Here is a 25,631-nt window from a genome sequence, read left to right as displayed (position 1 = left end):
GCCGCTGATCCTGCCCATCGCGCCCGACGACCGGGACGCGATCGCCGCCGCGGCCGGGGCGGCGCGCGCCGGCGACATGCTGGTGGCCACCGGCGGCGCCGCCGTCCCGGGCCGCGCGCCACGGTCGGGTAGTTGATGGGCTGGACATAGACGCCGTAGCGGTCGAGCAGGATGTCGCTGATCGCCTTGCACTGCACCGGGTCATAGACCATCACCGGCACGATGTGGCTGGGGTTCGCCAGATGCGGCACCTGGATCGCGTCCAACCGCCGGCGCAAGGTGCGCGCGCGTTCCTGCAGCGCCTCGCGTTCCGCGCCGCTCTGCTTCAGGTGGTTGATGGCGGCGCGGGCGCCGGCCGCGACGGCGGGCGGCAGCGCGGTGGAGAAGATGAAGCCGGAGGCGAAGCTGCGCACGAAGTCGCACATCGCCGTGCTGCCCGCGATGTAGCCCCCGATCACGCCGAAGGCCTTGGCGAGCGTGCCCTCGATGACGGTGACGCGGTGCGCCACGCCGTCGCGTTCCGTGATGCCGCCGCCGCGCGCGCCATAGAGGCCCGTGGCGTGGACCTCGTCGCAATAGGTCATGGCGCCGAATTCGTCGGCCACGTCGCAGATCTCGGCGATCGGGGCGATGTCGCCATCCATGCTGTAGACCGATTCGAAGGCGACGAGCTTCGGCGCATCCGCCGGCAGATCGGCCAGCACGCGGCGCAGGTCGGCCACGTCGTTGTGCAGGAACACGCGCCGCTCCGCCCGGGAGTGGCGCATGCCCTCGATCATCGAGGCGTGGTTCATCTCGTCCGAGACGATGACGCAGCCCGGCATGCGGGATGCTAGGGTCGAGAGCGTCGCCCAGTTGGACATGTAGCCGGAGTTGAACAGCAGTGCCGATTCCGTGCCGTGCAGGTCGGCAAGGTCATGCTCCAGCAGGACATGCTCGTGGTTGGTGCCGGAGATGTTGCGCGTGCCGCCCGCGCCCGCGCCGTAGCGGTCGAGCGCGTCATGCATCGCGGCGAGCACCTTCGGGTGCTGGCCCATGCCGAGATAGTCGTTGCTGCACCAGACCGTGACCTCCCGCGCGCGGCCGGCGTCGTGCCGGATCGCGCGTGGAAAGCTGCCCGCCTGGCGCTCGATGTCGGCGAAGACGCGGTAGCGCCCCTCGCGCCGGAGTCCATCGAGCTGCGCGCGGAAGAAGCTTTCGTAGTTCATCATGGCCCCCAGTCACGAATTGGCGCCGAGCGGCACTGGCCCTGGCGCGCCGGCGCGACGCGGCAGGAAGGCTGGCAGGCGCGCGGCGCGCCGGCGTTGATCGGGATCAAGCGCGATGCACTCACGCCGCGCGGGACGGTTGCGGCCGCCCCTCCCGCGTGCGCGACGCCAGGCCCCAGCGCCAGAGCGCGTCGGCCGGGATTGGCAGCACCATGAACACATGCTCGAGCAGGCCGAGCACGACGAGAGAGGCGAGCAACGTGAAGCCCACCGCCTCGTGCCGCGTCGCATCCGGCGACAGCGCCGCCAGCGCCAGCATGACCGCGGCGATCAGGCCAGCCACGACCGAGAAGGGAAACAGCAGGTTCATCGGACGGCGCGCGAAATAGCTTTCGAGATAGCGGAGATGCTCCGGCAGGAAGGATTCCGAAAGATTCCGCACGCCGAGGAACAGGTTGAGTTTGGCACTCTGTCGCATGGCCCAGAAGGCGAGGAAGGTCCAGGTGCCAATCTGGTTCGGCGCGCCCCATGTCAAGGCCAGGATCGCCGCCGCGATGGCGACGATCGCCAGCTCGTGCCAGAGGATCACGGCCACCGCCGCCCTGAAGCGCGGCCAGCCGCCGAGGTCGGGTGCGATCGCGGTGCGCCGCGGCCCCGTCACCACGCCGGTCAGGAAGGCGATCTCGATCCAGGCCCAGCACAGCACGCCGCAGACGAATCCGAGCCAGGCCGCGGTGACGCCGGTGTCGCGCGCCACGGCATGCAGCCCGAACAGCCCGGCGAGCAGCAGGGTGGTGGCGCCGAGCATGGTCCAGCGGAAGGTCTCGCGCCGCAACCCGTCCAGGTAGATGATCAAGCCGGTGCTCGACCACCAGACCAGGAGGGTGAAGAGGGCGGGAAGCCCGTGCTCGGCCATGTCGGCGCCCCTGCCCTACCAGGCCGGCGAAAGGCGCGCGTCGTCGGGCAGCGCATGCCGCCGCGGACGCATCAGGTAGAGCCGCGCGAAGACCGTGGCCGCCGCGGCGGAAAGGGCCGCCTGCTTGGCCTTGCCGACGACGCCGCCCTGGGCTTTCGCCCGCCCGAGCGCCTCCGCGATGCCGTTCAGCCGCTGCAGGTTGCGCAGGAAGGCGGGGTTGTCCACGTCGAGCGTGTCCGGGAAGACCTGGCGGCAGATCTCTTCCGTGATGCGGAAGACGCGCATGTCGTATTCCGTGGCGTCCATCCCCAGCGCCTTGTGGAATTCCGGCCGTGCATGATCGCGCACATACATGGTGGCGAAGACCGCAAGCTGGAAGAACCGCGCCCAGTAGCGATTGACGCCCTTCACCAGGTCCGGGTTGGCGCGCATCAGCAGGGCGAAGGCCTCGCCGTGACGGAACTCGTCGTTGCACCACTTCTCGAACCACTTGAAGATCGGGTGGATGCGCAGCTCGGGATGCCGCTCGAACTGGCGGAAGATGGTGATGTAGCGCGCGTAGCCGATCTTCTCGGACAGGTAGGTGGCGTAGAAGATGAACTTCGGCTGGAAGTAGTGGTATTTCTTCGCCTTCGTCAGGAAGCCCAGGTCCACGCCGACCTTCATGTCCTTCAGGGTGTCGTTGATGAAGCCGGCATGGCGCGATTCGTCGCGCGCCATCACGCCGAACAGGTCCTTCATGTCCGGGTTCGTCACGCGCTTCTTGATCTCGGCATAGAGCACGCAGCCGGAGAATTCGGCGGTCACGCTGCTGACCAGGAACTCGACGAATTCCTTCTGCAGCGGCACGGGCAGGCTCTCGATGTCGAATTCGTCGAACTCGGCCGTGCGGATGAAGTGGCCCTTGTTCGGATCGGCGTGGAACTCGGCCATCAGCTTGTCCCACTGCTCGCGCACCGGCTCGACGCTGATCGCGTCCATCGCGGCGAAGTCCGTGGTGTAGAAGCGCGGCGAGAGGACCGTCTCGGTCAGCGCCATCTTCGTGGTCTCGGAGGAGGAGGACGGGCGGCCCGCCGGCGTCATCGCGTTCATGCCGCGACCTCCTTCGGCTCGAAGCCGCAGTGATAGAGCTCGGTGATCTCGAACAGCGCCGACCAGCGGGTCCAGAACCGTTCCAGCGGGCCGGCCAGATAGACGGTGGCGGTGGTGGCGAAGGCGAGCTTCTCGCCGAAGTCGATATGGTCGGGTGCGCCGTGCACCAGCACGCGGTCCCCGGGCCGCAACTCGATCCCTTCCGGGATGGCGTTGGCGAAGAAGTAATCCGCCGTCCGCTCGATCTCCACTGTGCAAGGCACCTCGACGGTCTTTCCGCCGAAGATCGCCCGGCCCACTCCCCAGTGGTCCGTCATGGCTTCACTCCTCGGTTGCCAAGAGTTTCAGGAATGCCTCCGCATTGGTCCTGCCGAAGGCGTGCAGCTCCATCGTGTTGCCGTTCGCCGTGTCCAGCAGCGTGATGCGGCCGTCCGGCCAGGTGCTGAGGCGGAAGGGCAGGTCGGGACCGAGCCCGGCGATCCGGCGCTGCCGCCCGAGCCCGCGCATCGCGCCGCGCACGAAGCCCTCGCTGCCGCCCGGCAGCACCTCGATCACGGCGCCGGTGCGCGCATCGCTAACCACCACCGCGCCGTCGTCGCGATCGGCGAAGCGCAGGTCGCGCGTCGCGACCGGCCTTTCGCCCGTCACCGCAGGGTTCACCGGCGCCTGGTGCCCGAGCGAGGCGAGCAGCAGCGTGCCGCCCACCACGGCAACCGCTGCCAGCAGCATGCCGCGGGGCAGGAAGGCCGGGCGGGAGAGCGCCTGTGCCATGGCCTAGGCCATCGCCTCGGCCGGGCGGTCCGCCGCCTGGCCCGCCTTCCGGCCGGCGATCGGGCGCACCGGCATCGCCGCCGCGGAGGCCAGCGCCCGGCCCAGGATCTGGGCCACGCTGTCCGGCTGCGGTACGGCCCGCAGCATGGGCTGCGGCCGCATCACGCGGAAGGAACGGGTGTGCGGCCACAGCGCCAGCCAGGAGATGCGGTGCGGCGGCATCACCTGAAGCAGGATGTCGCCGGTGCCGTCCGCATGCTGGGCAAGGCCGGCGCTGCCGATCACGGCGAAGGGGATGTTGATCGTCATCGGCAGCGCGACGCCGGTGCGCACTACGATCCGCCGCGTGGTCACGGTGTAGATCGTGCTGCGCGCCGAGAACCAGGCGTAGGCGGCCAGCAACGCGATCGGCACGGCGCCCAGCAGCAGGATGAAGCCCATCCCCTGCGCGGCCTCGGCCATGCCTGCGCCGTCGGCCGATTGCAGCGCCGCGCGCCAGACGGCGAGCACCGCGAAGTAGATCGCGAGCGCGCGGAGATGCATGGCGCGGCGGGCAAGGCCGCGCCAGCTCGGGCTGCCTTGCCAGAGGATCGCTTCGCCGTCCGGCAGCGGCCCGGGCAGGCCGGGCACCGGCTCGCTGTCGTGCTCGCTGAAGGTGGGGCGAGGCGACGTGCTCATGCCAGCGGCTCGGCGCGCTCGGGCGTGGCGTAGAGCTCGCCGCCGCCGAAGTAGCCGCTGATGCGGTCCTCCTCGCGGAGCGTCACGCGCTCGGGGTGGGCGGTGGTCGGCGCCGCGGCGATCTGCGCGCAGGTCGCGGTGTCGCACTTCACCGGGCCGTCGCCCCACCAATGCACCAGGCCGAGCGGGATCAGCACGCGCTTGCCGCTGCCCACCACCTCCACCTCGACGTAGCGGAGCAGCACGTCGGACTTGTCCACCCAGAGATCCACCACCGTGCCGGCGATCCTGCCATCCAGGCCGAAGACCGGCCGGCCGCGGATCTCGGGATCGTCCTCGGCGATGTGCCAGCCCGGCGCGGCGCGCAGCGGCACGATCTTCGGCTCCTGCGTGTCCCAGGTGATGTCGGGCGTATCGGCGCGGAGCGAATAGGACGCGGCCCCGATGCCGGCCTGCATCGGTTCCGCCGTCGCGATCTGGGACGCGCCGGGGAACGGATCATAGGCCGTCATCAGCGGGTCCATGTCCCGCTCCTCCCTCGGGCCGGGCGCCATCACGTCGTGATGGCCGTGGGCCATGATGAACCGCTTCGGCTCCGGCGTCGCGGGGAACCCCTCGATCGGGGCGCGCAGCGGGCGGCCCGCCCGGTCGGAGATGAGCGGGTATCCCTCGCGCTTGCCCTCGCGGTGCAGCCAGAGCACCAGCAACAGAAAGAAGGCGAAGAAGAGATACAGCGAGAGTGCCGCAAGGTCTTGGAAGACCGATGTCGGGGCTGTCGTCATGGCGGACCTCCGTTGATCCTTCAGATCTGGGCGGACCCGGCGAGGCCGGATCCCGGATGCGGACGGGCGCTGACGCCCGTGCCGCGCACGAGCGGGCCGACCACGGCCACGGTGAGGAACAGAAGCAGGATCTCGATGCCATAGACGGCGAGGTAGCCGGTTGCCGGGCCGGCCATCGCCTCGCCCAGCGCACCCTGCAGCGCCAGGCCGTTCAGCACGTCGCGCAGGATGCCGCCCGACGCGATCGCAAGCCCCGCGGCCGTCGCCTGCACCGCGCCCCAGACGCCCAGAGCGAGGCCGATCTGGTTGGGGGGCGCGAAGCGCATGCAGGCCGTGAGCGTGGCGTGAGAAAACAGGCCGCCGCCCAGGCCGATCGCGAGCGCTCCGAGCGCGAAGGCGACAACCGACATGAGCGGGGCCGACACCATGACGAGGCCGAAGGCGAAGCAGCCGAGCAGCGCGCCATAGGCGGCTAGGCGATGCGCATCCGCGCCCCGGCCGAGCCAGCGCGCGCCGGCGACGAAGCCGATGGCGCCGCCGCCCGCCATCAGCGCCGTCAGGCCCGTGGTCGCACCGACGCCGAGGCCCAGGATCTGCCCGCCATAGGGCTCGAGCAGGACGTCCTGCATCGCGAAGCCGGCGAAGCCAAGCCCGGCGGCCAGAAGGCGGCGGCCCCAGGGGCCGGTGGCGCGCAGCGCACGCAGGCTCTCGGCGAATCCCGGCTCGCCTTCCTGCAGGCCTTGCGTCCGCTCCGGATTGCGCGGCTCCTGCTTCCACATCGCGATGAAGTTGATCACCAGCGTCGCCGCGGCGCAGCCCTGGATCACCTGGATCAGGCGCAACTGGCTGAAATTCGCCAGCAGCAGCCCGAACAGCACCGCCGCGACGACCATGCCCAGCAGCAGCATCAGCGACAGCACCGCCACGACATTGGGCTGCGCCTTCTTGGGCGACAGGTCGCAGGCCAGGGCGAGGCCCACCGTCTGCACGGTGTGCATGCCCGCGCCGACGCAGAGGAAGGCGACCGCGGCGGCAAGCTGTCCGGCCCAGGGCGGCGCCCAGGTGTCGCCGGAGAGCACGATCAGCGCGAAGGGCATCATCGCCAGGCCCGAGAACTGGGCGATCGTGCCGAACCAGATGTACGGCACGCGTCGCCAACCCAGAACGGATCGGTAGTTGTCCGACTTGAAGCCGATGAGCGCACGCAACGGCGCGAAGACAAGCGGCAGCGCCAGCATCGAGGCGACGAGGCCCGCCGGCACCTGCAGCTCCACGATCATCACGCGGTTCAGCGTGCCGATCAGCAGGACCGCCATCATCCCGCAGGAGACCTGGAACAGCGACAGCCGCAGCAGGCGCGACCAGGGCAATTCGTTCGAGACCGCGTCCGCGAAGGGCAGCATCTCGCTGCCGACCTTGGTCCAGATCCGCGCAAGCTTCGCCTCGACCCGGTTCATCGCCGGCACAGCTCCATCGCATGGGAGGTGTAGAAGCCGGTGGCGACGCGCCGGTCCCGGCCCGCCGCCCAGCCGCCGAGCGCCGGCTCGGCCGCAACCAGCCGGCGCAGGGCAGCCTCCGCCACCGGCACGATAGCCGGCGCGCGGTCACCGCGCGGGAAGAAGCGCCCCGCGGCGTGCATCGCCGCCAGCAGCGGCGTGCGCGGCGCGAAGGTGAAGAGCATCGAGCCCGAAACGCGTGCCGCCAGCCCGGCCAGCACGCGGACCGTGTCCTCCGGCCGATAGTGGATCAGGCTGTCCATCGCGACCATATGGTCGAAGCGTCCCAGCGCGGGATCGAGCAGGTCTCCGGTGCGGAAGTCGATCCGGTCCGCGACGCCGGCAGTCGCCGCACGGTTGCGCGCGAGTTCCACGAGCGCTGGGGCGATGTCCACCGCCAGCACCTCCGCCCCGCGCTGCGCGGCCTCGATGGAGAGCGCGCCGGTGCCGCAGCCGGCATCCAGGAGCCGGAGGCCACGCAGATCCGTGGGCAGCCACGACAGCAGCGCGCCGCGCATGGAATCGCGCCCCGCCCGCACCGTGGCGCGGATGCCGCTGACCGGCGCATCGGAGGTCAGCTTCTCCCACGCCCGCATCGCGGTGCGGTCGAAATACTCGTGCAGTTCGCCTCGGCGAGTCTCGTAGGTGAGGGTCGGCATCAGTCGAACCCCAGCAGGTCGAAGATCTCGCGATCCTTCAGCGGTGCTGCCTCGAGCGGCTGGACACCGGCGAGCAGCGAAGCGGCGAGACGGAGATACTCGTCCTGGGCCGCCCTCACATCCGGGATCGTGTCGTCCATCTGGAACAGGCTCTTCTTCGCCAGGCGCGAGCGCCGAATCACGTCGAGATCCGGAAAATGCGCCAGCGTCTTCATGCCGGACACGGCGTTGAACTTCTCGATCTGGTCGGTTTCCCTGGACCGGTTGGCGATGACGCCACCGAGCCGGACGCCGTAGTTCGCCGACTTCGCCTTGATCGCCGCGACGATGCGGTTCATCGCGAAGATGCTGTCGAAGTCGTTGGCCGCAACGATCAGGCCGCGGTCGGCATGCAGCAGCGGCGCCGCGAAGCCGCCGCAGACCACATCGCCCAGCACGTCGAAGATGACGATGTCCGTCTCCTCGAGCAGGTGGTGCTCCTTCAGGAGCTTCACCGTCTGCCCGACCACGTAGCCGCCGCAGCCCGTGCCGGCCGGCGGGCCGCCGGCCTCGATGCAGAGCACGCCGTTGTAGCCCTCGAACACGAAGTCCTCGGCGCGCAGCTCCTCGGCGTGGAAGCCGACGGAATCCAGCACGTCGATGACCGTCGGGATCATCCTGCCGGTGAGGGTGAAGGTGCTGTCGTGCTTGGGATCGCAACCGATCTGCAGCACCCGCTTGCCGAGCCTGGAGAAGGCGACGGACAGGTTCGAACTGGTGGTGGACTTGCCGATTCCGCCCTTGCCGTAGATGGCGAAGACGGTCGCGCCCTCGATCTTCGCGACGGCGTCCGTGTGCACCTGCACGCTGCCGTCGCCATCGCCGAGGCGCGAAAGGCTGGAACCCGGCGGCGGTCTCATGATCACGGTCACGCGGCCATCTCCACTGTTATTCCCTCGAGCCGGTCCTCGAGCTCCTCGCCGGCGCGGCGCAGCGCCTCGATCGTATCCTCGCTCGGCTGCCAGTAACTGCGCTCATGGGCCTCGATCAGGCGGTTCGCGATGCGCACGGAGGCCGTCGGGTTGAGCTTCGCGAGCCGCGCCCGCATCTCGGGATCCAGCATGTAGGTCTGCGCCAGCTGCTGGTAGATCCAGGGCGCGACCTGGCCGGTGGTCGCCGACCAGCCCATGGTGTTGGTCACCTGCGCCTCGATCTGGCGGACGCCTTCGTAGCCATGCGCGAGCAGCGCCTCGAACCACTTCGGATTGAGGGCGCGGGTGCGGGTCTCCAGCGCGACCTGCTCGGCCACGGTGCGGATCGTGCCTTCCCCGCGCGTCTGGTCGCCGACATAGACCGCCGCCTCCGCGCCGTTGCGCGCACGACGCACGGCGCGGCTGATGCCGCCCAACGTGTCGAAATACTGGTCGATGGTGGTCAGCCCGACCTCGACGCTGTCGAGGTTCTGGTAGGTGACCTCGACGCTGCCGAGCAGGTGACCCAGCACCTGGTCCTGCCGCGCCGGCTTGCCGTCCACGCCATAGGCGAAGCCCTTGCGCCGGACATAGGTCTCGGCCAATTCGTCCTCGTCGGTCCAGACGCCGGCGTCGATCATGCCGTTGACGTTGGCGCCATAGGCGCCCTCGGCATTGCCGAAGACGCGCAGCGCCGCCTGCTCGAGCCCGCCGCCATGGCGCGCCTGGAAGTCGAGCGCGTGATTGCGGATGTAGTTCAGCTCCGCCGGCTCCTCGGCCTGCGCGGCCAGCAGCGCGGCCTCGGCCAGCAGCTTCGTCTGCAGCGGCAGCAGATCGCGGAAGATTCCGGACAGCGTGACCATCACGTCGATCCGCGGGCGGCCGAGCCTCTCGAGCGGGATCAGCTTCGCACCGCAGACACGGCCGTAGCTGTCGTGCCGCGGCTCCGCGCCCATCAGCCAAAGAGCCTGCGCGATGGGGCCACCTTCGGTCTTCAGGTTGTCGGTGCCCCAGAGGACGATCGCCACCGTCTCCGGCAGTGCGCGGCCACCTTCGGCATGCCGGGCGAGCAGCCGGTCGGCCTGGCGCGCGCCGTCCTGGACGGCGAAGGCGGAGGGAATTTTGAAGGGGTCGAAGCCGTGCAGGTTGCGGCCCGTGGGCAGCACGGCGGTGGTGCGGAGCAGGTCGCCGCCCGGAGCGGGACGGATATAACCGGCATCGAGTGCGTGCAGGATCGCGGGCAGTTCTGGATCGGTCGCGAGCAGGCCCTCCAGCCGCGCGCGTTCGGCGGCGTCGGTGACGCCCGCGGCATCCAGCGTCTGCGCGCGCTGTTCCGGCGTCAGCACGCCGCCGATCACATGAAGGCCGTGGGGGATGAGGGTGTATTCCAGTTCCAGCAGCGCGTCGGTGAGCGCGACGACGCGCCCTTCCAGCTCGGCCGCCGTCCAGCCGGGCTCCGCCGGCGCCAGGTCCACCGCGGCCGCCTGCGCCTGCACCAGCTCCGCCAGCGAATCGCGCACGGCCGGGTCGCAATCGGGATCGAGGCCACGCCAACGGTCGAGCGACGCCTTGAGGTCCAGCAGGCCGCGATAGAGCCCGGCATTCGCCACGGGCGGCGTCAGGTAGGAGATCAGCGCCGCGCCCGCGCGCCGCTTCGCCAGCATCCCCTCGGAGGGGTTGTTGGAGGCATAGAGGTAGAAGTTCGGCAGTTCGCCGATCAGCCGGTCCGGCCAGCACTCGGCGGAGAGGCCGGCCTGCTTGCCCGGCATGAACTCCAGCGCGCCATGGGTGCCGAAATGCAGCACGGCATGGGCGCCGAAATCCTCGCGGATCCATCGGTAGAAGGCGCTGAAGGCGTGGGTCGGCGCGAAGCCACGCTCGAAGAGCAGGCGCATCGGGTCGCCTTCCCAGCCGAAGCCGGGCTGGATGCCGATGAAGACATTGCCGAACTGCGCACCCAGCACATGGATGCTCGCGCCGTCCGATTGCGCACGGCCCGGCGAGGGCCCCCATTGCCGCTCGATCTCGGCCAGGTGGCGCTCCCGCCGCACATGGTCGTCGGCGCCGATCCGCGCGGCAACATTCGCGATCGCGCCGAACTGCGCGGCGTTGCCGTGCAGCACACGCTCGCGCAGCGCCTCCACGCTCGGCGGCACTTCGACCTCGTAGCCGGCCTCGGCCATGGCGCGGAGCGTGTTGTGCAGCGATTCGAACACGCCGAGATAGGCGGCGGTGCCGATGTTCCCGGCATTCGGCGGGAAGCTGAACAACACCATGGCCACCTTGCGTTCGCGCCGTTCCGCACGCCGCAGCGCGACCAGGCGCGCCACGCGCTCCGCCAGGCGGTCCGCCCGCTCCGGATGCACGCGCATGTCGCGCTGGCAGGAGACGCCGTCGCAGCCGGGGCAGGTCTTGCCCTGCGCATCGGCGCCGCAGCGCCCGCCATAGGTCATCGGCCAGATGCCGCCATCGAGCTCGGGGATGGCGACCATCATCGTCGCCTCCACCGGCAGCAGGCCGCGCGGATCGGCCTGCCACTGGCGCATCGTCTGGAATTCGAGCGGATGCGCGGCGATGTAGGGCACGTCGAGCCGCGCCAGCAGTTCCTCGGCCGCGTGGCTGTCGTTGTAGGCGGGGCCGCCGACCAGCGAGAAGCCGGTGAGGGAGACGACCGCATCCACCGCCGGCGCGCCGTCCTTCATGAAGAAGCGCTCGACGGCAGGGCGATTGTCGAGGCCGGAAGCGAAGGCGGGGACCACCCGCAGCCCGCGCGCTTCCAGCGCCGCGATCACCCCGTCGTAATGCGCCGCGTTCCCCGCCAGGACGTAGCTGCGCATGATCAGCAGGCCGACGGTGCCGCCAGCACCGGCGGGGTCGGGCAGCTGCTCGACCCGCTCCGCGACACGCGCGGCCATCGCCGGATGATAGAGGCCGACCTCCGGGTAGTGCTCCGGCGGCGCGACCTTCAGCGAGCCGGCCAGGGCACGGCGCGGTCCCGCGGCGTAGCGGTTCACCAGCAGGCGCACCATGTTGGCCAGGTTGGCACGGCTGCCGGCCAGCCAGTACTGCAGCGACAGGAAATAGGCCCGCACATCCTGCGCCGTGCCGGGAATGAAGCGCAGCAGGCGCGGCAATTCGCGCAGCATGCGCATCTGCCCCTGGCCGGAGGACCCGGCGCCCTTCTTCGACCCGCGCAGCTTCTTGAGCAGACCCATCACGCCGGTGGCCTCGGCGCCCATGTCGAACCGACCGAGCCGCGTCAGCTTCATCACCTCGCCGGCCGACAGCATGCACACCATCGCGTCGCAGGCGTTGCGGCGCGCGGCGAGCGCCGGCAGCACGGCCGCGATGTGCTCCTCGAGGAAGAGCATCGCCGCGACCACGATGTCGGCCTGGGCGATGTCCTCGTGGCAGGCGGCGAGCGCCGCGGGATCGCCGGCCCAGCGGTCGGCCGCGTGCACCACGAGCTGCAGCCCCGGCATCTCGCGCGCCAGATCGCCGCGCGCCTGCAGCATCGCGCCGGCGAGGTGGCTGTCCATCGTGACGATCGCCACGCGGACCACGGGCGCCTCAGCGGGCGTAATGGGCCTTGGCATCGTACAACGTCTCGAGGGTGATCACGCCGATGCCGCGCTCTGCGGCGAAGCGCTCGGTGTTCCGGCGGGCCTTGCCCCGCACGAAGAACGGGATCTTCTTCAGCTCCTGCTCTGCATCCGCGCCCCAGCTGATAGGGTCGCCCGCGACGGCGTGGGGAGTCACCGCCGCGGGCGCGGGCACGGACGGCGCGGCGGGCGCCCTCCCGTTGCCCAGCTCGTCCGGCGCCGGCGCGCCCGCACCGAGGTGCGAGGGCGCAGCGCCGTCATGGAATTCGAAGTCGTCGCGGAACATCGTCAGCAGATGCTCCTCGAGGCCCATCATCAGGGGATGCACCCAGGTGTCGAACAGCACGTTCGCACCCTCGATGCCCATCTGCGGCGAGTGCCGCGCCGGGAAGTCCTGCACATGGACCGGCGCCGAGATCACCGCGCAGGGGATGCCGAGCCGCTTGGCGACATGGCGCTCCATCTGCGTGCCGAGCACGAGCTCCGGCTGCGCCGCGGCGATCGCCGCCTCCACATCCAGGTAGTCGTCGGTGACCAGCGCCTCCAGGTTCAGGGCCTTCGCCGCCTCCCGCACTTCGCGGCCGAATTCGCGGCTGTAGGTGCCGAGGCCGACCACCTCGAAGGCGAGCTCCTTCGCGGCGACCTGCGCGGCGGCGATGGCGTGCGTGGCGTCGCCGAAGATGAAGACGCGCTTGCCGGTGAGGTAGGTGCTGTCCACCGAGCGCGAGTACCAGGGCATGCGCAGCGTTGCGTCGTCCGCAGGGGCCGGAAGACCCGCCAGCGCCGCAACCTCCGCGCAGAAGCGGCGTGTCGCGCCGACGCCGATCGGCGCCGTCGTCGTGCAAGGCTGGCCGAAGCTGCGCTTCAGCCAGGACGCCGCCTGGCCCGCGATCTCGGGATACAGCACCACGTTGAAGTCGGCCTCGCCGAGGCGCGCGAGGTCGGCCGGGCTGGCGCCGAGCGGCGCGACGACGCCGACCTCGACACCCATCGCCTCCAGCAGATTGCGGATTTCCGTGACGTCGTCGCGGTGACGGAAGCCGAGCGCCGTGGGCCCCAGGATGTTGGCGCGGCGGCCGGGCGGCCGCTTGGTGCCGGGGGGCGGCGCATGCGGACCGGCCAGGGCGCGGACGAGCTGGTAGAAGGTCTCGGAGGCGCCCCAGTTCTCCTTGCGCTGATAGGCCGGCAGTTCCAGCGGCACGACGGGAATGGGCAGGCCGAGCGTCTTCGCCAACCCGCCCGGATCGTCCTGGATCAGCTCCGCCGTGCAGGAGGCCCCGACCAGCATGGCCTGCGGCCGGAAGCGCTCATACGCCTCCCGCACCGCGGTCTTGAACAGCTCCGCCGTGTCGCCGCCGAGGTCGCGCGCCTGGAAGGTGGTGTAGGTGACCGGCGGACGCGCCGCGCGCCGCTCGATCATCGTGAACAGCAGGTCGGCATAGGTGTCGCCCTGCGGGGCATGCAGCACGTAGTGGACGTCGCGCATCGCGGTGGCGATGCGCATCGCGCCGACATGGGGCGGACCTTCGTAGGTCCAGACGGCGAGCTGCATGGCTACAGCTCCAGCCTGGCGCGCCGGTCCAGCGGCCGCGCGAAGAGGCCGGCAAGGTCGCCGGCCTGCTCGTAGCCCTGGATCGGCGTGAAGACGAGCTCGATGGACCACTTCGTGGCCATGCCCTCGGCTTCCAGCGGGTTGGCGAGGCCGAGGCCGCAGACCGTCAGGTCCGGCGCCTCGGCGCGGCAGCGGTCGAGCTGGCGCTCCACGTCCTGCCCCTCGGAGAGACGCGTGGCGGCCGGCAGCAGCGCAAGCTCCTCCGCCATGATGTCGCGATGCAGATACGGCGTGCCCACCTCGGTCGGCACCATGTCCAGTTCGCGCGCCAGGAACCGCGCCAGCGGGATCTCCAGCTGGCTGTCGGGGAAGAAGAAGATGCGCTTGCCCGCCAGCGCGTCGCGATGGCGCGTCAGCGCGGCGCGGCCGCGCGCCTCGCCGGGGGCCAGCGCCTCGGCCATGCGGGCCTGCGGGCAGCCCCACTCCGCCGCTGCCGCGCGCAGCCAGGCGCTCGTGCCTTCGACGCCGAGCGGGAACGGTGCGGCGATGCGCCTGGCGCCACGCGCCTCGAGCGCGCGCAGCGTATCGCCGAGGAAGGGCTGCGCCAGCAGGATCCGCGTGCCCGGCCCGATCGGCGGCAGTTCCGCGGCGCGGCGGCCTGGCAGGAAGCGCACCGGCCCGACACCGAGGGCGGCGAAGTGGCGGAGCATCTGGTCCTCCACCACCTCGGCCAGCGCGCCCACCACCAGCAGGGATCGCGCGGTGCCCGGCTCGGCCGGCATCTCCGGCACGAGGGAGGCGAGGCAGGCATCCTCGCCCTGGGTGAAGGTGGTCTCGATGCCGCTGCCGGAATAGCTGAGCACACGGACCTTCGGCAGGAACCGGCGCGACAGGCGCTGCGCGGCGCGCGAGAGATCGAGCTTGATCACCTCGGACGGGCAGGAGCCGACCAGGAAGAGCATGCGGATGTCGGGCCGCCGCTCGATCAGCCGGGCCACCACGCGGTCGAGTTCGTCGTTGCAGTCGGCGAGGCCCGCGAGGTCGCGCTCGTCGATGATGGCGGTGGCGAAGCGCGGCTCGGCGAAGATCATCACGCCGGCGGCGGATTGCAGGAGATGCGCGCAGGTGCGGCTGCCGACGACGAGGAAGAAGGCGTCCTGGATCTTGCGATGCAGCCAGACGATGCCGGTGAGGCCGCAGAAGACCTCGTGCTGGCCCCGCTCCCGCAGCACCGGGCGTCCCTGCTCGCGCAGCGGATGCTGCGACGCGCAGCCGGCGGCGGCAACGGGGTCAGACGCGGCGATGCTCATGTGGCATGCATTCCGTCGAGCGACAGCATGCGCGCTTCCTGCCGGCGTGCGGCACGCAGCTTCATCACGAACTGCGCGGCGTTGACGACGTAGGCGACATAGGCGGCCAGGGCGAGCAGCATCTGGCCCTGGCCGTCGCCGAACCCGGCGAACACGGCCAGCAGGTAGGCGGTGTGCAGCGCCAGCACGAGCATGCTGAACACGTCCTCCCAGAAGAAGGCAGGCGCGAACAGCCAGCGGCCGAACACCTCCTTCTCCCAGATGCAGCCGGTGATCATGATCGTGTAGAGCACCAGCGTCTTCACCACGACCGAGGCGGTCGCCGTGGCCAGGCCATCGCCGGTGGCGAGGTAGCGCAGAACGAGGCCGAGGCTGACGAGGAAGACGACGAACTGCAGCGGCGCCAGCACGCCCTGCACCAGGGTCCAGGGGGAGGCATCGCGGCGGCGGCGCTCCTCCGGCGTGTAGAGGGCCTGCCCGGACTGTCCGGTGCGCAGGCTGCGGCGCCCCGACGTGGCGCCCCAGGGCGCGCTGTCCAGGGCGTCGATCAGGCCGCGGAGGCGGGAAGTTGTAAGCATTGCTTGACAACCCTCGGTCAATGGCGGTCCGCTGTGGGTCGCGCGGGTCACGCCGCCGCCTTGGGCGGCAGACCGCGGAAGTTCCTTCTGAGAGGCCGCCCGATTTCGGCAGCGATGGCAGGGCACTTCCGCATGTTTCTCCCCACGTCGCGCTTCGTAGAGGAAGGCTAGAGACTGAGCGCCGCGGGTGTCAAGCTTCATTGACGTAAATCGGGATTGACATTCCGACCCATGGTCGTGACAGTCATCAGGGAGAGGGCAATGACCTCGAAACCCATGGCTGCTGGAGCGCCACTGGTGGAGATGAGCGAGAGCGGAGCTCACAGCGTGGCCGCGGTGCCGTCCGGCTTCTCACCGGCGGCACCCATCGTCGTGCAGCCCGCCCCCGGCGGCGCCCTGCGCGGCGCTTCCGGGAGCGCGGAACGGCGGCACGTGGCCTGGCTGGCCAAGGCCCTGGAGTCGGAAGTCATCCCGCGGCTGGTGCTGGCGCGGCATGTGGGTGCCGATGGCGCGGAGCGGGACGACGGCCCCGGCCCCTCGAGCGAAGACATCGAGGAGCTCGCGCGCATCGCCATTACCGGCGAACTCGCCGCCGCCACGGCCTTCGTCGCCCGCATGCGCGCGCGCGACCTGTCGCTGCCCCGCATCTATCTCGAGCTTCTGGCGCCGACCGCCCGCCGGCTGGGCGACATGTGGCTGGAGGATCGCTGCGACTTCACCGGCGTGACGGTCGGCCTGTGTTGCCTGCAGCAATTGGTGCTCGAGCACAGCCACTCCTTCGAGCCGCGCCCCGGCCGGTATGGCAGCGTGCGGCGGATCCTGCTCGCCGCGGTGCCGGGCGAGCAGCACAGCCTCGGCCTGCTCATCGTGGGCGAGTTCTTCCGCCGCCAGGGCTGGGAAGTGGTCAGCGGCACCGGCGCATCGACGCGGGAACTGGTCGCGACGACGCGCAAGCAATGGTTCAGCATGGTCGGGTTCTCCCTCACCTGCGAGAGCAGGGTGGAGGCGCTGGCGACGCTGATCCGCGACATCCGGCGCGCGACGCGCAATCCCAATCTCGGCGTCATGGTCGGCGGGCTTCCCTTCTCCGAGCGGCCTGAGCTCGCGGCGCTGGTGGGCGCCGACGCCACGGCGACGGACGGGCAGCAGGCGGTGCTGAAGGCGGAGACGCTGCTGGCGCTGCTGACCCAGGACAGTTGAGACGACACGTAACGGATTCGACTCGGCTTCTTTTTCTTGTTCTGCGTGACGACCAGGAGGACGGGTTGCAGAGGGGTCCCCCGGCATGAAGGACGGGATGCGGTGTGAAGGCATTCAAAGCCCCCAAGACGTCGGTCGGACACCTCGATGCCGAGGCGGTGTCGGGGCTGGTCGTCGCCTCTGCGGACGTTGCTCTCGTGCTGGATGAGGCGGGTGCGATCCGCGATGTCGGCTTCGGCAGCGACGAGCTGGCGAGCGACCTCGGCAATGGCGGGGCTTGGCTCGGGCGCGCCTGGATCGACACGGTCAGCCGCGACAGCCGCGGCAAGGTCGAGGCAATGCTCGACCCGGCCACGTCGCCGGACGCGCCGCGCTGGCGCCATGTGAACCACGTGCTCGCCGAAGGCGCGACGGTGCCGATCCTCTGCTCGGTCGCCCCGCGCGGCCGCGCGGGGCGGCGCGTGGTGTTCGGGCGGGACCTGCGCCCGCTGTCGCAGCTGCAGCAGCGCCTGGTGGAAGTGCAGCAGTCCCTGGAGCGCGATTACTCGCGGCTGCGCCAGGCCGAGACCCGCTACCGGCTGCTGTTCCAGATGTCGGTGGACCCGCTGCTCGTGCTCGATTCCGAGTCGCTGCGCGTGCTGGAGGCCAACCCGGCGGCGCAGCGCCTGTTCGCGCGCGCCGCCCGGCGGCTGCCCGGCCGGCCGCTGCCCGATCTCTTCGCCGCCGGCGATCGCGCGGCGTTGCAGGCGCTGCTCTCCACGCTGCGCAGCGCCGGCCGCGCCGACGATCTGCGCGCCCAGCTTTCGGAGGACGGGCCGGAGGTCACGGTTTCCGCCGCCACCTTCCGCCAGGAAGGCAGCATCCTCTTTCTCGTCCGCCTCGAAAGCGCGCCGGGGACGGTGGCGGGCGGCAACGAGCCCGGGCTCGGCGCGAAGCTCCTGAAGGTGATCGACGGCGTGCCCGACGCCTTCGTGGTGACCGACCAGGACGCGCTCATCATCAGCGCGAACGCGGCCTTCCTCGACATGGTGCAGGTCACCGCGGAGGACCAGGCGCGCGGCGTTTCGCTGGAACGCTGGCTCGGCCGGCAGGGCGTGGAGCTCGAAGTGCTGCTCGCCACGCTGCGCAGCCGCGGCTCCGTCCGCCTTTTCGGCACGACGCTGCGCGGCGAGCTCGGCGCGGTGACGGAGGCCGAGGTCTCCGCCGTCGCGGTCCTGCATGGCGGCGAGCCCTGCTATGGCTTCCTCGTACGCGACATAGGGCCGCGCACGAAGCCGACGCGGCGCATCGGGAACGGCGCCACGCGCTCGGTCGAGCAGCTGACGGAGCTGATCGGCCGCGTGCCGCTCAAGGACCTGGTGCGGGAAGCGACGGACGCGATCGAGCGCCTGTGCATCGAGGCCGCGCTCGACCTGACCGGCGACAACCGGGCCTCGGCGGCGGAGATGCTCGGGCTCAGCCGGCAGAGCCTCTATGTGAAGCTGCGGCGCTACGGCCTCGGCGATCTCGGCGCCGACGACGCGGTGGAGGGCTGAGCCGCCATGTCGGGCCAGGCAGGAACCGCAGCACGCGCAACGCCCCGCACGCGACCCTCGCCGGCCGTGGTCCTGGAGCTGCTGAAGCCGGTCACCTGGTTCCCGCCGATGTTCGCCTTCGCCTGCGGCGTGGTCGCATCCGGCGCCTCCCTTGCGGAACGCTGGCCCTTCGCGCTGCTCGGCGTGATCCTGGCCGGGCCGCTGGTCTGCGGCATGAGCCAGGCGGTGAACGACTGGTTCGACCGGCATGTGGACGCTGTGAACGAGCCGCATCGCCCGATCCCCTCGGGCCGCATGCCGGGCCGCTGGGGGCTCTATGTCGCGATCGGCTGGACCGGCGTCTCCCTGGCGGTGGGCGCGCTGCTCGGGCCGTGGGGGTTCGCGGCGACGGTGCTGGCCTGCAGCCTCGCCTGGATCTACAGCGCGCCGCCGCTCCGGCTGAAGCGCAGCGGCATCTGGGGTCCGCTGGCCTGCGGGCTGAGCTACGAATCGCTGCCCTGGATCACCGGCGCGGCGGTGCTCTCCGGCATGGCGCCCGATCCGCGCGTGGTAGCCGTCGCGGTGCTCTACGGCCTTGCGGCGCACGGCATCATGACCATCAACGACTTCAAGTCCATCGAGGGCGACCGGCGATTCGGGCTGCGCTCGCTGCCGGTCATGCTCGGGCCGCGGCGTGCAGCGCTGGCGGCCTGCTGGATCATGGCGGTGCCGCAGATGGTGGTGATCGCGCTGCTGCTGGCCTGGGGCCATCCGGTCGCGGCCGGGATCGTCGCCGTCGTGCTGGCGCTGCAGGGCCTCTCGATGCGCAAGTGGCTGACCGACCCGCGGGGCCTGGCGCCCTGGTACAACGGCGCCGGCGTGACGCTGTTCGTCACCGGCATGATGACCTGCTCGGTGGCGCTGGCGCCATGACGACGCAAGCGCCCCTCGGCTGGCTCGGCATCCTGCGCCTCGGGCTGGTGCAGACCTCGCTCGGCGCCGTGGTGGTGCTGACCACGGCGGCACTGAACCGCGTCATGGTGGTGGAGCACGCGCTGCCGGCGATGCTGCCGGGCGCGCTGGTCGCGCTGCACTATGCCGTGCAGATGATGCGGCCGCGCCTCGGCCATGGCTCGGACCAGGGCGGGCGGCGCACGCCCTGGATCGTCGGCGGCATGGCGGTGCTCGGTCTTGGCGGCGTGCTGGCGGCGGCGGCGACGGCCTGGATGGGCACGGCGCTGGTCCCCGGCATCCTGCTCGCGGTGCTGGGCTTCCTGCTGGTCGGGCTCGGCGTCGGTGCGGCGGGAACGTCCCTGCTGGTGCTGCTGGCGTCGCGCGTGGCGCCGGCGCGCAAGCCGGCGGCGGCGTCGATCGTGTGGATCATGATGATCGCGGGCTTCGTGGTGACGACGGCGACCACCGGCCGCCTGCTCGATCCCTATACGCCGGAGCGGCTGATCACGGTGACGGCGGCGGTCTCCGTCATCGCCTTCCTGGTCAGCATCCTCGCCGTGGCGGGGATCGAGGGGTGCGGCCAGGTCGCGCGCGCGGAGCGCGCGGCGCCCACCGCCTTCCGCACGGCGCTCGCGGAAGTCTGGTCGGAGCCGGCGGCACGGCACTTCACCGTCTTCGTCTTCGTCTCGATGCTGGCCTACAGCGCGCAGGACCTGATCCTGGAGCCCTTCGCCGGCGCCGTCTTCGGCATGACGCTCGGCGAGTCCACGCGGCTGTCCTCGGTGCAGCATGGCGGCGTGCTGGCCGGCATGATCGCCATCGCGATCCTCGGCAGCCTGGCGAAGGGCGGGATCCGCATGCTGCGCGGCTGGATCCTGGGCGGCTGCCTGGTGGCCTGCGCCGTGCTGCTCGCCCTCGCCTTTGCCGGCGTGGGCGGCGGCGACTTCCCGCTGCGGCTCGCCTTCTTCGCGCTCGGCGTGGCGAACGGGTTGTTCGCCGCCGCCGCAATCGCCGCGATGATGCAGCTCGTCGCGCAGGGGCGGCGCGGGCGCGAGGGCGTGCGCATGGGCATGTTCGGCGCGGCCCAGGCGATCGCCTTCGGCCTCGGCGGCTTCCTCGGCACGGTGGTGCTGGATCTCGGGCGGCTCGCCACGGGCAGCATCGCCGGCGGATTCAGCGTGGTGTTCCTCTCGGACGCCGCGCTGTTCCTCGCAGCCGCGCTGATGGCGCTGCGCATCGGCCAGGACGTGGCCGTGCGCCGTGACGATTTCGGCCGGGCCGCGGCGGCCTCACCCTAGGAGCAGACGAAGGATGCAGGACGAGACCTTCGATGTCGTGGTGGTGGGAGGCGGACCTTCCGGCGCGACGGCGGCGCATGACCTGGCGCGCAAAGGCCGCAGCGTGCTGCTGCTGGACAAGGCGGGGCGCATCAAGCCCTGCGGCGGCGCGATCCCGCCGCGGCTGATCCGCGACTTCGACATCCCGGCGCATCTGCTGGTGGCGCGCATCACCTCGGCGCGGATGGTCTCGCCGGCCGAGAAGGAAGTGGACATGCCGATCGACACCGGCGGCTTCGTCGGCATGGTGGACCGGGAGGATTTCGACGAGTTTCTCCGCGTCCGCGCCGCAGAGGCGGGCGCGGCGCGCGCCACCGGCAGCTTCGAGACCCTTGCGCGCGATCCGGATGGCGTCGCGGTGGTGGAGTATCGGCCCAAGGGCGCCCCCGACTCCGCGCCGCTCGCGCGCGTGCGCGCCCGACTCGTCATCGGCGCCGATGGCGCGCGCAGCCAGGTCGGCAAGCAGGCCGTGCCGGGCGCGGACAAGGTGAAGTGCGTCTTCGCCTATCACGAGATCGTCGAGGCGCCGCAGCAGGGCGAGGTCTCGAAATACGATGCCGACCGCTGCGACGTGTACTACCAGGGCAAGCTCTCGCCCGACTTCTACGCCTGGATCTTCCCGCATGGGGAGAAGGTGAGCATCGGCACCGGCTCGATGCACAAAGGCTTCTCGCTGCGCGGCTCGGTCGCGGAGCTGCGGCGCGCGACCGGCTTCGACAAGCTGAGGACAATCCGCCACGAGGGCGCGCCGATCCCGCTGAAGCCGCTGAAGAAGTGGGACAACGGGCGGGACGTGCTGCTGGCCGGCGATGCCGCCGGCGTGGTCGCGCCGGCTTCCGGCGAGGGCATCTACTACGCGATGCTCGGCGGGCGTCTCGCCGCGGAAGCCGCCGAGGCATTCTGCGCCTCCGGCAATCCCGCGGCGCTCGGCCTGGCGCGCAAGCGCTTCATGAAGCAGCACGGCCGCGTCTTCTGGATCCTCGGGATCATGCAGTATTTCTGGTACTCTTCGGACAGGCGCCGCGAGAAGTTCGTCAAGATCTGCGAGGACAAGGACGTCCAGCGCCTGACCTGGCAGAGCTACATGAACAAGGAACTCGTGCGCCGCGATCCGCTGGCGCATGTGCGGATCTTCTTCAAGGACCTTGCCCACCTGTTCGGCTTCGCCCGTGCATGAGCCGCGTGTGGACCGCTGGAGTGACTGACTGATGCGACTCTCCTCCCTCGATGCCGCCCTCGATGTCCGCTCGGCCGGCGGCGGTTCGCCGCATCGCCGCGGCACGACGCGCGCCCTGCCGTTGCGCGTCGGCACGCGCGGCTCGCCGCTGGCGCTGTGGCAGACGCGACACTTCCTCGGCCTGATCCAGCGCGTCTGCCCGTTGCTGCGCGAGGTCAACGCCTTCGAGGAGCATGTGATCGCGACCTCCGGCGACAAGATCCAGGACAAGCGGCTCGCCGACATCGGCGGCAAGGGGCTGTTCGCGAAGGAGATCCACGAGGCGCTGGCCGATGGCCGCATCGACTTCGCCGTGCACAGCCTGAAGGATCTGGAGACCGAATTGCCGCCCGGCATCGTGCTGGCCTGCACGCTACGGCGCGAGGATCCCCGCGATGCCATCGTGCTCGGCCCCGAATGCCACGCGCCGCATGCCGAGGATCCCTTCGCCTGCCTGCCGCGCGGCGCGCTGGTCGGCACGGCCTCCGTCCGGCGCCAGAGCCAGCTGCTGCATGCGCGGCCCGACCTGCAGGTGGAGATGATCCGCGGCAATGTCGGCTCGCGCCTCGCCAAGGTGCGCGGCGAGGGCGGGCCGCAGGCCTCGCTGCTCGCCTTCGCCGGGCTGCGGCGCCTGGAGATGGCGCATGAAGCCGGCAGCGTGCTCGATCCCGAGGTGATGGTCCCCGCCGCGTGCCAGGGCATCGTCGGCGTGACGGTGCGCGCCGACGACGTGGAGCTGCGCGAGCTGCTCTCGATCATCGAGGATGCCGAGGCCGCGGTGGCGAGCCGTGCGGAGCGCGCGTTGCTGTCGGAACTCGACGGCTCCTGCCGCACGCCGATCGGCGGGCATGCGCGGCTGCAGGCCGACGGCAGCGTGGAGCTGACCGGCCTCGTCGCGCGCGCCGACGGCTCCTTCCTGCTGAAGCGGCGGTTGAACGGCGCCGCGGCCGATGCCGCGCGGCTGGGTCGCGAACTGGGCGACAGCCTGCGCGCGGACTCGCCCGCCGACATCTTCGGGTAGCCCGGCTTCAGCCTTCCTCGCCGAGCCCGAGTTCCCGCATCCGCTTCCACAGCGTGGTGCGGGAGATGCCAAGCAGCTGGGCCGCGGCTCCGCGGCTGCCGCCGGAACGGCGCAGCGCATCGCGGATCGCCGCGCGCGCGGCATCGCCCAGCGCGGTGTCCAGGGTCCCGGGTGCTGCGGCGGGGGGCGGCTCCAGCGCCGCTTCGGGAAACAGGTCGGCCGCCGTGACCTCCTCGCCCTCGGCCAGCGCGACCGCCCGCTCGATCCGGTTGCGCAGCTCGCGGATGTTGCCGGGCCAGTCATGCTCGGCCAGCGCCGCAAGCGCCCCCAGCGCCAGCCGCCGCGGGCCGAGGCCGAAGCGCGACACCGCCTCGGCCAGCAGGCGCTCCGCCAGCACGGGCAGATCCTCGGGCCGGCGCCGCAGCGGCGGCACCGCCACCCCGATCACGTTGAGCCGGAAGAACAGGTCCTCGCGGAAGGCGCCGGCCCGCACGCGTTCCGCCAGGTCGGCATGGGTGGCGCAGACGATCCGCGCCGCGAAGGGCCGCTCCGCCGCGCCGCCCACCGGCAGGAAGCTGCGCTCCTGCACAAGGCGCAGCAGCTTCGCCTGCAGGTCGGCCGCGAGTTCCGCCACCTCGTCCAGCAACAGCGTGCCACCGCCCGCGCGCTCCGCCAGCCCGACATTGCGCGCGACCGCGCCGGTGAAGGCGCCGCGCTCATGGCCGAACAGCGTGCTCTCCGCCAGTTCCGCCGGGATCGCGGCGCAGTTCACCGCGACGAAGGGTTCTGCCGCACGCGGCGAGGCGGCGTGCAGGAAGCGCGCCGCCACCTCCTTGCCCACGCCCGTCTCGCCGGTCAGCACGACCGGCACATCGACCCGCGCCGCCTTGCGCAGCGTGGCTTCCACCGCGCGCATGGCGGGCGAGACGCCGAGCGGCGGCGCCTCCCCCTCGCGTTGCGGGTCGGCCTCCAGCGCCGCACGCAGCGCGACCATCAGCCGGTCCACATCCACGGGCTTGGTCAGGTAGTCGCGCGCGCCGGCGCGGACCAGGCGCACCGCCTGCGCCACCTCGCCGAAGGCGGTCATGAAGAAGGCCGGCAGGGCGCCGTATTCCGCGAGAAGGCGCCGATACACCTCCTCGCCCGACATGTCCGGCAGGCGGATGTCGCTGAGCACCGCGTCGGGCGCCAGCGCCGCCGCCTCCCGCAGCGCCGCCGCCCCGGTTTCGGCCAGGCGCGGACGGTAGCCTTCCAGCCGCAGGCGCTGCATCAACGCGGGGCCGAGCACCGGGTCGTCCTCGACCACCAGCACCACCTTCGGCGCGCTCATGCCGCGGCACCCGCATGGGCCAGGGGGATCGCCAGCCGGATCAGCGTGCCGCCGCCCGGCCGCTCCGCCACCGAGGCTCGCGCATCGAGATTGCCGAGCAGCCCGACCACCACGCCAAGGCCGAGCCGGCGCGAGCCCGGCGGTGCTTCGCCCTGCCCGGCCAACCGCGCGGCCTCCGCCGCGCCGAGTCCCGGGCCGGCATCGGCGATCTCGCAGGCCAGCGCATCCGCTTCGAGCCATGCGCGGAACCCGACCGCACCGCCACGCGGCGTCGCCTCGCAGGCGTTCAGCAGCAGGTTGAGCAGAACCTGCCGCACGCCGCCGGCGCCCACGGCGATCTCGCCCTCCGGCAGGTCCAGTGTGAAATCCAGGCCGACGCCGCCGCGCGCCGCCGCGGGGCGCACCAGCTGCGCCAGGTCATCGAGATCCGCGCGGGTCAGGCGCCTGTCGTCCTCAGACCGGTAGAGGTTCAGCGTCGTCGTCACGATGCGGTCCAGCGTGCCGATGCCGCGGTCGAGGAAGCCCAGCGCCTCCTCCCGCACCGTCGCGTCCTCGCCGAAGCGACGCAGGGTGGAGACGGCGGTGGAGAGCCCGCCGAGCGGGTTGCGCACCTCATGCGCGATCGTGGCGGCAAGCCTGCCGAGCGCCGCCGCCTGCTCCCGGTCCGCCAGCTCGTTGGCCAGCCGCTCGCGCTCGCGCACGCCGTCCACCATGCGGTTGTAGGCCCGCAGCACGGCGGCGCTGCGCGCATCGGCGCCGGCCACCACGGCATCGGAGAGGGGCAGCGGCGCGCGGCGCGCGCCTTCAGACAGCGCTGCGACCAGCGCGCGCAGGGGGCGCCCCACGCGGCCCAGCACCAGCCAGGTCAACGCAGCGAAGATCCCGGCCAGCGCCAGGTCCACCAGCACGACGGTCCAGGAAAGGCGGCTGCGTGATTCGAGCAGCGGCCCGATGTCGAGCGCGGCGACGATGCGGCCCGCGCCGTTCACGCTGCGCGCGGCCCAGGCGGTGCCTGCCTCCTCGTCCATGCGCCAGCCATTCTCCGGCAGGCCGGCCGCGACCTCCTCCGGCAGGGCGTTATCGCCGTGGCGGGCGAGCAGCGTGCCGTCGGGGCCGAAGGCAAAGAGGCCCCGTTCCGTCACGCCGCGCTGCTCGGCGAAGGCGCGGGCGAAGCGTTGCGCGACATAGGCGCCGTCGCCCGCCTCCAGCCCGGCGCGCACGCTGGCGGCGATGCCGTCAAGATAGACCTTGCCCAGCTGCTCCAGCTGCCTGTCGGCCTGCCGGTTCGTGACCAGCAGCGCGACCTGGGTGGTGCCCACCGCCACAGCGAACACCAGCGCGCCCGCCGCCGCGGGCAGGCGCAGCGCGGGCGGCAGCACGGCAGGCCGGCGCGGGGCGCCTTCGGCAAGGGGTCGGTCGGCAGTCATCGCCGGCTCATATGGGGTCGCGAATCCCCGCGCCCCTA

22 protein-coding genes are annotated in these 25,631 nt (G+C 71.4%); 6 read left to right on the top strand and 16 right to left on the bottom strand.

Annotation, left to right across the window (positions count from 1 at the left end; genetic code table 11):
* The 14 genes from hemA to bchF form a co-directional block, all read right to left on the bottom strand.
* A partial coding sequence (gene hemA / locus AC1MIR_RS12570) for a 5-aminolevulinate synthase (protein ID WP_480028493.1) occupies positions 1 to 1,208 on the bottom strand: 1,208 nt, incomplete at its 3' end.
* A 121-nt stretch (positions 1,209 to 1,329) separates the two neighbouring features.
* Positions 1,330 to 2,124: a putative photosynthetic complex assembly protein PuhE gene (gene puhE / locus AC1MIR_RS12565; RefSeq protein WP_480028492.1), complete on the bottom strand. Its 795-nt coding sequence runs from the start codon at positions 2,122 to 2,124 to the stop codon at positions 1,330 to 1,332.
* Positions 2,125 to 2,139: 15 nt separating this feature from the next.
* Positions 2,140 to 3,216, bottom strand: coding sequence for a magnesium-protoporphyrin IX monomethyl ester (oxidative) cyclase (gene acsF, locus AC1MIR_RS12560; protein WP_480028491.1), 1,077 nt, complete (start codon positions 3,214 to 3,216; stop codon positions 2,140 to 2,142).
* Positions 3,213 to 3,533: a hypothetical protein gene (locus tag AC1MIR_RS12555; RefSeq protein WP_480028490.1), complete on the bottom strand. Its 321-nt coding sequence runs from the start codon at positions 3,531 to 3,533 to the stop codon at positions 3,213 to 3,215. Before AC1MIR_RS12555 ends, acsF begins: the two co-directional genes overlap by 4 nt.
* A gap of 4 nt (positions 3,534 to 3,537) precedes the next feature.
* Positions 3,538 to 3,987, bottom strand: a complete 450-nt coding sequence (puhC, locus tag AC1MIR_RS12550) for a photosynthetic complex assembly protein PuhC (RefSeq protein WP_480028489.1) — start codon at positions 3,985 to 3,987, stop codon at positions 3,538 to 3,540.
* Between the two features lie 3 nt (positions 3,988 to 3,990).
* Positions 3,991 to 4,665 (bottom strand): photosynthetic complex putative assembly protein PuhB, encoded by a 675-nt coding sequence (gene puhB, locus AC1MIR_RS12545; RefSeq protein ID WP_480028488.1) that lies wholly within the window; start codon positions 4,663 to 4,665, stop codon positions 3,991 to 3,993.
* Positions 4,662 to 5,447, bottom strand: a complete 786-nt coding sequence (gene puhA / locus AC1MIR_RS12540; protein ID WP_480028487.1) for a photosynthetic reaction center subunit H — start codon at positions 5,445 to 5,447, stop codon at positions 4,662 to 4,664. Before puhA ends, puhB begins: the two co-directional genes overlap by 4 nt.
* Positions 5,448 to 5,467: 20 nt before the next feature.
* On the bottom strand, positions 5,468 to 6,904 hold the full coding sequence (locus tag AC1MIR_RS12535; protein WP_480028486.1) for a BCD family MFS transporter: 1,437 nt from the start codon (positions 6,902 to 6,904) through the stop codon (positions 5,468 to 5,470).
* Positions 6,901 to 7,602 carry a magnesium protoporphyrin IX methyltransferase gene (gene bchM / locus AC1MIR_RS12530; protein ID WP_480028485.1) on the bottom strand — a complete coding sequence of 234 codons (702 nt, stop codon included), beginning with the start codon at positions 7,600 to 7,602 and terminating at the stop codon, positions 6,901 to 6,903. Before bchM ends, AC1MIR_RS12535 begins: the two co-directional genes overlap by 4 nt.
* Positions 7,602 to 8,513: a ferredoxin:protochlorophyllide reductase (ATP-dependent) iron-sulfur ATP-binding protein gene (gene bchL, locus AC1MIR_RS12525; RefSeq protein ID WP_480028484.1), complete on the bottom strand. Its 912-nt coding sequence runs from the start codon at positions 8,511 to 8,513 to the stop codon at positions 7,602 to 7,604. The genes bchM and bchL overlap by 1 nt, the downstream gene beginning before the upstream one ends.
* Positions 8,510 to 12,148, bottom strand: coding sequence for a magnesium chelatase subunit H (locus AC1MIR_RS12520; RefSeq protein ID WP_480028483.1), 3,639 nt, complete (start codon positions 12,146 to 12,148; stop codon positions 8,510 to 8,512). Before AC1MIR_RS12520 ends, bchL begins: the two co-directional genes overlap by 4 nt.
* Positions 12,123 to 13,706, bottom strand: coding sequence for a ferredoxin:protochlorophyllide reductase (ATP-dependent) subunit B (bchB, locus tag AC1MIR_RS12515; protein ID WP_480028482.1), 1,584 nt, complete (start codon positions 13,704 to 13,706; stop codon positions 12,123 to 12,125). Before bchB ends, AC1MIR_RS12520 begins: the two co-directional genes overlap by 26 nt.
* Positions 13,707 to 13,708: 2 nt before the next feature.
* Positions 13,709 to 15,016, bottom strand: coding sequence for a ferredoxin:protochlorophyllide reductase (ATP-dependent) subunit N (locus AC1MIR_RS12510; protein WP_480028481.1), 1,308 nt, complete (start codon positions 15,014 to 15,016; stop codon positions 13,709 to 13,711).
* Positions 15,013 to 15,594 (bottom strand): 2-vinyl bacteriochlorophyllide hydratase, encoded by a 582-nt coding sequence (gene bchF / locus AC1MIR_RS12505; RefSeq protein ID WP_480028480.1) that lies wholly within the window; start codon positions 15,592 to 15,594, stop codon positions 15,013 to 15,015. Before bchF ends, AC1MIR_RS12510 begins: the two co-directional genes overlap by 4 nt.
* Before the next feature lie 432 nt (positions 15,595 to 16,026).
* Between bchF and AC1MIR_RS12500 the strand changes: the two genes are divergently transcribed.
* The 6 genes from AC1MIR_RS12500 (at position 16,027) to hemC (ending at position 22,836) form a co-directional block, all read left to right on the top strand.
* Positions 16,027 to 16,794, top strand: a complete 768-nt coding sequence (locus tag AC1MIR_RS12500) for a cobalamin B12-binding domain-containing protein (RefSeq protein ID WP_480028479.1) — start codon at positions 16,027 to 16,029, stop codon at positions 16,792 to 16,794.
* 104 nt (positions 16,795 to 16,898) lie between these two features.
* Positions 16,899 to 18,329 (top strand): transcriptional regulator PpsR, encoded by a 1,431-nt coding sequence (gene ppsR, locus AC1MIR_RS12495; protein WP_480028478.1) that lies wholly within the window; start codon positions 16,899 to 16,901, stop codon positions 18,327 to 18,329.
* A 6-nt stretch (positions 18,330 to 18,335) separates the two neighbouring features.
* Entirely contained in the window at positions 18,336 to 19,241 is a 906-nt protein-coding gene (gene chlG / locus AC1MIR_RS12490; RefSeq protein ID WP_480028477.1) for a chlorophyll synthase ChlG, read from the top strand.
* Positions 19,238 to 20,560, top strand: a complete 1,323-nt coding sequence (locus AC1MIR_RS12485; RefSeq protein ID WP_480028476.1) for a BCD family MFS transporter — start codon at positions 19,238 to 19,240, stop codon at positions 20,558 to 20,560. Before chlG ends, AC1MIR_RS12485 begins: the two co-directional genes overlap by 4 nt.
* Positions 20,561 to 20,573: 13 nt before the next feature.
* Positions 20,574 to 21,776, top strand: coding sequence for a geranylgeranyl diphosphate reductase (locus AC1MIR_RS12480; RefSeq protein ID WP_480028475.1), 1,203 nt, complete (start codon positions 20,574 to 20,576; stop codon positions 21,774 to 21,776).
* Between the two features lie 31 nt (positions 21,777 to 21,807).
* A complete protein-coding gene (gene hemC / locus AC1MIR_RS12475; RefSeq protein ID WP_480028474.1) occupies positions 21,808 to 22,836 on the top strand; it encodes a hydroxymethylbilane synthase in 1,029 nt (342 codons plus the stop codon).
* 7 nt (positions 22,837 to 22,843) lie between these two features.
* On the opposite strand, the gene AC1MIR_RS12470 is transcribed toward hemC, so the two are convergent.
* Together AC1MIR_RS12470 and AC1MIR_RS12465 are read right to left on the bottom strand one after the other, a co-directional pair.
* On the bottom strand, positions 22,844 to 24,166 hold the full coding sequence (locus AC1MIR_RS12470; RefSeq protein ID WP_480028473.1) for a sigma-54-dependent transcriptional regulator: 1,323 nt from the start codon (positions 24,164 to 24,166) through the stop codon (positions 22,844 to 22,846).
* Positions 24,163 to 25,593, bottom strand: coding sequence for a sensor histidine kinase (locus tag AC1MIR_RS12465; protein WP_480028472.1), 1,431 nt, complete (start codon positions 25,591 to 25,593; stop codon positions 24,163 to 24,165). The genes AC1MIR_RS12470 and AC1MIR_RS12465 overlap by 4 nt, the downstream gene beginning before the upstream one ends.
* Between the last annotated feature and the right edge of the window lie 38 nt (positions 25,594 to 25,631).

The sequence above is a fragment of the Falsiroseomonas sp. RANM36 genome (assembly GCF_056682175.1).
The sequence above is the reverse complement of the archived record's forward strand: the minus strand, read 5'-3'. Positions and strand labels throughout refer to the sequence as shown.